This window comes from Anaerotruncus sp. (assembly GCF_057433415.1).
Map to the genome: position 1 here is coordinate 20,484 of NZ_DBMDHH010000039.1, position 6,683 is coordinate 27,166.

Consider the following 6,683-nt stretch of genomic DNA (forward strand, 5'->3'; position numbering starts at 1 on the left):
CGACTGAAAAATGCCCGGTACGCTGACGCGCGGCGGGCATTTTTGATATCTCAACAGGAGTGATGAACGATGCCAAAGCTCAATGAACACTACCAGAACCTCAAGGAGAGTTACCTGTTTTCCGATATCGCAAAGCGGGTGAACGCCTTTACGGCGGCGCATCCCGACAAAAAGATCATCCGGATGGGAATCGGCGACGTGACCCTCCCGCTCATGCCCGAGGTCGTCTCCGCCCTACACGGCGCGGTCGACGAGATGGCGAACGCCGCCTCCTTCCACGGGTACGGCCCCGAGCAGGGCTACGATTTCCTGCGCGGCGCCATTCAGGGCTATTACGCCGGACACGGCGTCTCCCTCGACCCGGATGAGATTTTCGTCAGCGACGGCGCGAAGAGCGATGTCGGCAACATCACCGACCTGTTCGACGTCGGCAACGTCGTGCTTATCCCCGACCCCGTCTACCCCGTCTACGTCGACACCAACGTCATGGACGGCCGCGAGGTGCTCTACCTCAATGCCAACGCTGAAAACGGCTTTCTGCCGATGCCCAATCCCGACATCCACGCCGACCTCATCTACCTCTGCTCCCCCAACAACCCGACTGGCGCGGTCTATACCCTCGACCAGCTGAAGGCGTGGGTCGCCTACGCGCTCGAACACAAAGCGGTCATCCTCTTCGACGCGGCCTATGAGGCGTTCATCGGGGACGACAGCCTCCCCCGCAGCATCTTCGCCGTCGAGGGCGCGAAGAAATGCGCGATCGAGTTCTGCTCCCTCTCCAAAACGGCCGGCTTCACCGGCACCCGCTGCGCCTACACCGTGGTGCCCAGGGAACTGACGATGCGCGCCTCCGACGGCGAGACGCTCTCCCTCAACCGCATGTGGCTCCGCCGGCAGACCACCAAGTTCAACGGCGTCTCCTACATCATTCAGCGCGGCGCGGCCGCCGTCTTCTCCGACGAGGGCGTGCGCCAGTCGCGCGAGATGGTCGGCTACTACAAGGCGAACGCCCGCCTCATCGCCGACACCCTTTCCGAGCTGGGCATCCGCTACTTCGGCGGCATCCACTCCCCCTACATCTGGATGGAGTGCCCGAACGGCATGAAGTCGTGGGAGTTCTTCGACTACCTGCTCGAAAACGCCGCCGTCGTCGGCACGCCGGGCGCGGGCTTCGGCGTCAACGGCGAGGGGTATTTCCGCCTCACCGGATTTTCCAGCCGGGAGCAGACCGCCGAAGCGATGGAGCGGTTCAAGGCGATCCTCAAATAATCCGCCAATGCAGAAAGGGGCGCGGAACCAAAGCGGTTCCGCGCCCCTTTTTTATGTGTTTACCGGCCGCCTTCCATTCCGTAGAGCAGTGCGTTCACAATCGCGGCGGCGACGTTGCTGCCCCCCTTGCGCCCTCGCGCGACAATGCAGGGGACGCCGCTTTCGAGCAGCAGCTCCTTGGCCTCGACCACGTTCACAAACCCCACCGGCACGCCGATCACCGCCGCGGGCCGGAGACTTCCTTCGGAAACGAGCTCGCAGAGGCGGATGAGCGCCGTGGGGGCGTTGCCGACCGCGAAGAGGAGCGGCCCCGGCAGCGCGGAGGCCTTGTCCATCGACGCGACGGCGCGGGTCGTGCCGTTTTCCTTTGCCCCGGCGGCCACGTCCGGGTCGGACATGAAGCAGCGGACCTCCCCGCCGAACCGGGCGAGGGAGGTCTTGTTGATCCCCGCGCGCGCCATCTGCGTGTCGGTCACGACGGCCGCGCCCGCGCGCAGCGCGGCGCGCGCCGTCTCCACAACGCCGGGCGAAAAGACGAGGCTTTCCGCGTAATCGAAGTCGGCGGTCGTGTGGATGACCCGCTTGACGATGGGGGCCGTCTCCTCCGGAAGCACGATCCCCCGCCCCTCCAGCTCCGCCGAGATGATCTCGAAGCTGCGCCGCTCGATGTCGGCGGGCAGCAGATGTTCCAATTCTCGTTTCATGGCGTCTCTCACAGTTCGATTCCCTCGCGCGCGGGAATTCCCCGGTCGAAGGGGTGTTTTCGCTTTTGGATCTCCGAGACGTAATCGGCCGCCTCGACCAGCCAGCCGGGCGGGTTGCGGCCGGTGAGGACCAGCTCGAGTTCCGCCGGCTTTCGCTCGACAAAGCTGCGCAGCAGGTCGGCGTCCACCGTCCCGGTCGAGAGCGCCCCCATGATCTCGTCGAGGACCAGCAGCCTGCAATCCCCCGCCCGCGCCGCCTCCACGGCGGAAAGCAGGAGCTTGCTGTTCTCGTCGTAGGTCTGCTGGAGCTCCCGCTCGTCCATCTGGAAGGTGAACTTGTCACCCGCCTTGCCGCGCAGAAGAGTGATTTCGGGGATTTTCGCGAGCACGTGCAGCTCGCCGCTCTCCCTCCCCTTTAGAAACTGCGCGATCAGCACCGGCATGCCCCGCCCGGCGGCACGCACCGCCAGACCGATCGCGGCGGTCGTCTTGCCCTTGCCGTCGCCGCAGTAGATGTGGATCAGCCCCCTGTTCATATGCCTTCCTCCAAAATTTTGTAGACCGCGCCCATGTCGAGGCTCTCCCGCACCGCCGCCGCGAGCTTGTCGTACTGCGCCTCCCGGTAGGACTTCGCATCGACGGCCGCGATATCGGATGCGTCAAGCCCTTTTGCCTTACAGAGGCAGCACACCAGCGCGGCGGCGGTCTCGCCGTTGTCGAAGAGCCCGTGCACATAGCTGCCGCAGACATTCCCGCGCGACGCGCCGTCCGGCTTCCCTTCTCCCCGCCCGGTACGCAGCTCCATCAGCGGCGGGCAGTCCCGCTCCGTGCGGCCCATGTGGATTTCGTAGCCCTCGAACGCCGCGCCCGAAAGCCCGGAAAAAATCCCTTCCGCCCTTTCAAAGCGGCCCGTCACACGGGTACGGGTCTTTTCTTTGGCGAACACCGTCCGGACGGGCAGCAGGCCGAGGCCGCAGAGCGTCCCGCCGTGCTCGACCCCGTCGGGGTCTGCGAGGCGCTCGCCGAGCATCTGGTAGCCGCCGCAGATGCCCAGCACCGCGCCGCCCGCCGCCGCGTGCTTTTTGACGGCGGCCTCCAGTCCGTTCTGCCGCAGCCACAGAAGGTCCTCCATCGTGTTTTTGCTGCCCGGCAGGATGACGAGGTCGGGATTTCCCAGCGCGGCGGGCGACGCGGCATACCGCACCGAGACGCCGGGAATCCGCTCGAGTGGGGCGAAATCGGTGAAGTTGGCGATGCGGGGCAGCCGCACGACCGCGATGTCGACAAGCGCAGGGCCGCCGCGGCCCGTGAGCCGCTCGGAGAGGCTGTCCTCGTCGTCGATGTCAACGTCGAGCCAGGGCACCACGCCCACGACCGGCACGCCGGTGATGTCCGCGATCTGGTCGAGCCCCGGCCGTAGAATCTCCCGGTCGCCGCGGAATTTGTTGATGACGAGCCCCCGCACCATCGCGCGCTCGTCCGGTTCCAGCAGCATGACGGTGCCCGCCAGCGAGGCGAACACCCCGCCCCGGTCGATGTCCCCCGCCAGCAGGACGGGCGCCTTGGCAAGCCGCGCCATGCCCATATTGACGATGTCCTCCGCCTTGAGGTTGATTTCCGCCGGGCTGCCCGCACCCTCAAGTACGATCACGTCGTATTGCGCCGCGAGCGATTCATACGCCTCCACGACCTTTGGGACGAGTTCCCGCTTCCTTTTAAAATATTCGGCGGCGCTCATGTCGCCGAGCACCTCGCCATTCACGATCACCTGCGAACCGGTGTCGGAGGAGGGCTTGAGCAGGATGGGGTTCATGCGCACCGACGGCGCGATCCCCGCCGCCTGGGCCTGCACCACCTGCGCGCGGCCCATCTCGAGCCCCTCGTCGGTGATGAAGGAGTTGAGCGCCATGTTCTGCGATTTGAAGGGCGCAACGGAATAGCCGTCCTGCCGGAAGATCCGGCAGAGCGCGGCCGCCAGCAGGCTCTTGCCCGCGCCCGACGAGGTCCCCTGCACCATGATCGCCTTCGCCAAGCCTACGCCCCCTTCAAAATCTCCGTAAGCGCCTCGACCAGCCGCTCGTTCTGCGCGTGCGTCTTGACCGCCGCGCGGTAAAACCGCTCGTCCAGTCCCCGGAAATTGCCGCACGGACGGATGAGGATGCCGCGCTGTTCGAGCAGCGCGTCGAGGTCGCGGCAGGCGTTGCACTTGAAGAAGAGGTAGTTCGCCCGCGACCCAAGCACCCGCAGGCCGAGCTTTTGCAGCTCCCCGGCGAGGTATTTCCGCTCCGCCTTGACGACCTCCCGCACGCGGGAGACGTACTCCCCGTCCGCGAGGGCGGCGATCCCCGCCGTCTGCGCGGGCAGCGAGACGTTCCACGGCGGCTCGCAGGCGCAGACCGCCTCGATCGTCTCAGGGTTCGCGCAGAGCAGATAGCCGAGCCGCAGGCCCGCCATCGCGTAGAGCTTGGTGAACGCCCGCAGGAGGATGAGATTCCCATGCGCCGCGAGCTCTCCCTTGAGGGTGTGCGCCTCCGGTTCGTCAAGGAAGGGCACGAAGCACTCGTCGACCACAAGCGTGATCTTGCAGTCGGCGCATTTTTTGAGGATGCGGCGCAGCAGTTCCCCATCGGCGGGCTGGCCGGTGGGATTGTTGGGGTTGCAGAGCATTAAAAGGTCGAGTGCGGGGCTCAGCTTGCCCAGGATCGTGTCGGTCAGCGCGAAGTTGTCCTTCTCGTGCAGCGGATGGAAGGTCGTCTCGCACCCCGCCGCCGCGAGGGCGTATTCGTACTCCGAAAAGGTGGGCGCGAGCGTGAGCGCGCGGCGGGGCCTTAACGCCTGCGCCACGCGGAAGATGAGGTCTGCCGCGCCGTTGCCGCAGTGGACCCACGCGGCGGGCACCCCGTCCGCCGCCGCAATCGCCGCCGTCAGGTCGCGGCAGAGCGGGTCGGGATAGCCGTCCCAGTCGCCGACCGAACCGGCAAGCGCCGCTTGGACGCTCTCCGGAAGCCCGAGCGGGCTTGTGTTGGAGGAAAAGTCGAGCGCGGACGGATGCCCGTAGGTATCGCCGCCGTGAAGCTGTCTGTCCATGTGTTCTCCTTTATAGATGGTATAAAATCAGTATTTTTACCGAGAGGAACATCCCCAGCGCCAGCAGGGAGGTCCCGTACATCAGCCGGTTGGCCCGCCGGATGTCCTCCGGCTCCACGGCGCGGCGGCCGTCGCCGATCGTGGGCTTTTTTACGGGCACGCCGCCGTAGCAGGCGTCCCCCGCGAGGCGCACCCCCAGCGCGCCGGCGCAGGCCGCCTCGGTCTGCGCGCTGTTGGGGCTCTGGTGGTTTCGGCGGTCCCGCCGCCAGATGCGCGCCGCGCCGCGCGCGTCAAGCCCGCAGAGGGCGGCGGCCGCGATCATGAGGAGCGCGGAAAGCCGCGCGGGAATCCAGTTGAGAAGGTCGTCGAGCTTCGCGGAGCAGCGTCCAAACTCCCGGTAGCGGTCGTTTTTGTAGCCGACCATCGAGTCGAGGGTGTTGACCGCCTTGTAGAGGAAGCCGAGCGGCGCGCCGCCGAGCGCGAGGAAAAAGAGCGGCGCGACGACCCCGTCGCCCGTGTTCTCCGCGACCGTCTCGACCGCCGCCTTGGCGACCCCCTCTTCGGAGAGCATGGCGGTGTCCCGCCCGACGATCATCGAAACGGCCCGCCGCGCACCGGGCAGGTCGCCCGCCGCAAGCGCGGCGTGGACCTTCATGCTCTCGTCGCGCAGGGAGCGCGCGGCGACAAGCCAGTAGCAGAGGACCGTTTCTACCGCGAGCGCGGCCCACCGGCCCAGAAGGCGCCGCGAAAGCCACAGCAGCCCCCACGCCGCGCCCGCCGAAATGAGGACGGTCAGCAGGGCGAGCAGCCGCCCCGCCGTCCGTTCGCCGCGCGGCGATTTGGGGAAGCGGGCGCGCAGGAATTCTTCCAGCGCGGAGATCAGCCGCCCGATCCACCGAACGGGATGCGGGAATCCGTGCGGGTCCCCCAAGGCCGCGTCGAGCAGAAACCCCAGCCCGATGGCGATCACCCGGTCAAGCATCGGCGGCGCCCTCCCCCAGCTTCCGCACGCCGGTGAGGACCCGGCGGTCCCGCCAGAGCTCCCGCGTCGTGCACGCGGCCCAGCCGCCGAAATTTTCCGGCTGCCAGTCGTAGAAGCCGCGCGGGGAATCCGTCTCGGCAAACCGCTCCATCACCGCCATGATCGTGCCGCCGTGCACGACGAACGCCGCCGAGGAGACGCCGTCCGCGAGGCATCGCTCCACAATCTCCTCAAAGGCGCGGCAGCACCGCCGCCGGAAGGCGGCGGTGTCCTCCCCGCCGGGCGGCGCGAGCGTCCCGGTGCGGTCGTCCATCCACGCGCGGTAGGCGGGATCGTTTTGAAGCTGCTCATAGCTCTTGTTTTCAAACGCGCCGAAGTCGCATTCGCGCAGGTCGGGCACCGTTACCGGCGCTGCGGCGGGATAGAGGAGCGCCGCCGTCTGGCGGCAGCGGAGCAGCGGGCTCACGTAGACCCGCTCCGCCGCCGGGGCGGGGTAGCCCGGCAGGACTCCGGGCGCGAGCGGCTCGTCGGTGCTCCCGATATAGCGGCGCGCGAGGTTCCCCGGGGTGGGGCCGTGACGGATGAAAATGATCTTCACGCCTCTCCCCCCTTGATGACCGCCGGGATGCCCGCATAGACGC

The 6,683-nt window shown here is 67.2% G+C and carries 7 protein-coding genes; 1 reads left to right on the forward strand and 6 read right to left on the reverse strand.

Annotated elements, in window-relative coordinates; genetic code table 11:
* Positions 1–69 precede the first annotated feature (69 nt).
* Positions 70–1,269 (forward strand): LL-diaminopimelate aminotransferase, encoded by a 1,200-nt coding sequence (locus ACZO3G_RS10735; RefSeq protein WP_277138656.1) that lies wholly within the window; start codon positions 70–72, stop codon positions 1,267–1,269.
* 59 nt (positions 1,270–1,328) lie between these two features.
* Here the strand turns inward: ACZO3G_RS10735 and ACZO3G_RS10740 are convergent, their stop codons facing one another.
* The 6 genes from ACZO3G_RS10740 to ACZO3G_RS10765 are packed head-to-tail and all read right to left on the reverse strand — an operon-like array spanning position 1,329 to position 6,640.
* Complete coding sequence (locus tag ACZO3G_RS10740; protein WP_276870216.1) at positions 1,329–1,973, reverse strand: precorrin-8X methylmutase; 645 nt, start codon at positions 1,971–1,973, stop codon at positions 1,329–1,331.
* An 8-nt stretch (positions 1,974–1,981) separates the two neighbouring features.
* Positions 1,982–2,509: a cob(I)yrinic acid a,c-diamide adenosyltransferase gene (locus ACZO3G_RS10745; RefSeq protein ID WP_276870217.1), complete on the reverse strand. Its 528-nt coding sequence runs from the start codon at positions 2,507–2,509 to the stop codon at positions 1,982–1,984.
* A complete protein-coding gene (locus ACZO3G_RS10750) occupies positions 2,506–4,005 on the reverse strand; it encodes a cobyric acid synthase (protein WP_276870219.1) in 1,500 nt (499 codons plus the stop codon). The genes ACZO3G_RS10745 and ACZO3G_RS10750 overlap by 4 nt, the downstream gene beginning before the upstream one ends.
* Positions 4,006–4,007: 2 nt before the next feature.
* Complete coding sequence (locus ACZO3G_RS10755; RefSeq protein ID WP_276870221.1) at positions 4,008–5,060, reverse strand: pyridoxal phosphate-dependent aminotransferase; 1,053 nt, start codon at positions 5,058–5,060, stop codon at positions 4,008–4,010.
* 10 nt (positions 5,061–5,070) lie between these two features.
* Entirely contained in the window at positions 5,071–6,042 is a 972-nt protein-coding gene (gene cbiB / locus ACZO3G_RS10760; protein WP_276870222.1) for an adenosylcobinamide-phosphate synthase CbiB, read from the reverse strand.
* Positions 6,035–6,640, reverse strand: coding sequence for a histidine phosphatase family protein (locus ACZO3G_RS10765; RefSeq protein WP_276870226.1), 606 nt, complete (start codon positions 6,638–6,640; stop codon positions 6,035–6,037). Before ACZO3G_RS10765 ends, cbiB begins: the two co-directional genes overlap by 8 nt.
* Between the last annotated feature and the right edge of the window lie 43 nt (positions 6,641–6,683).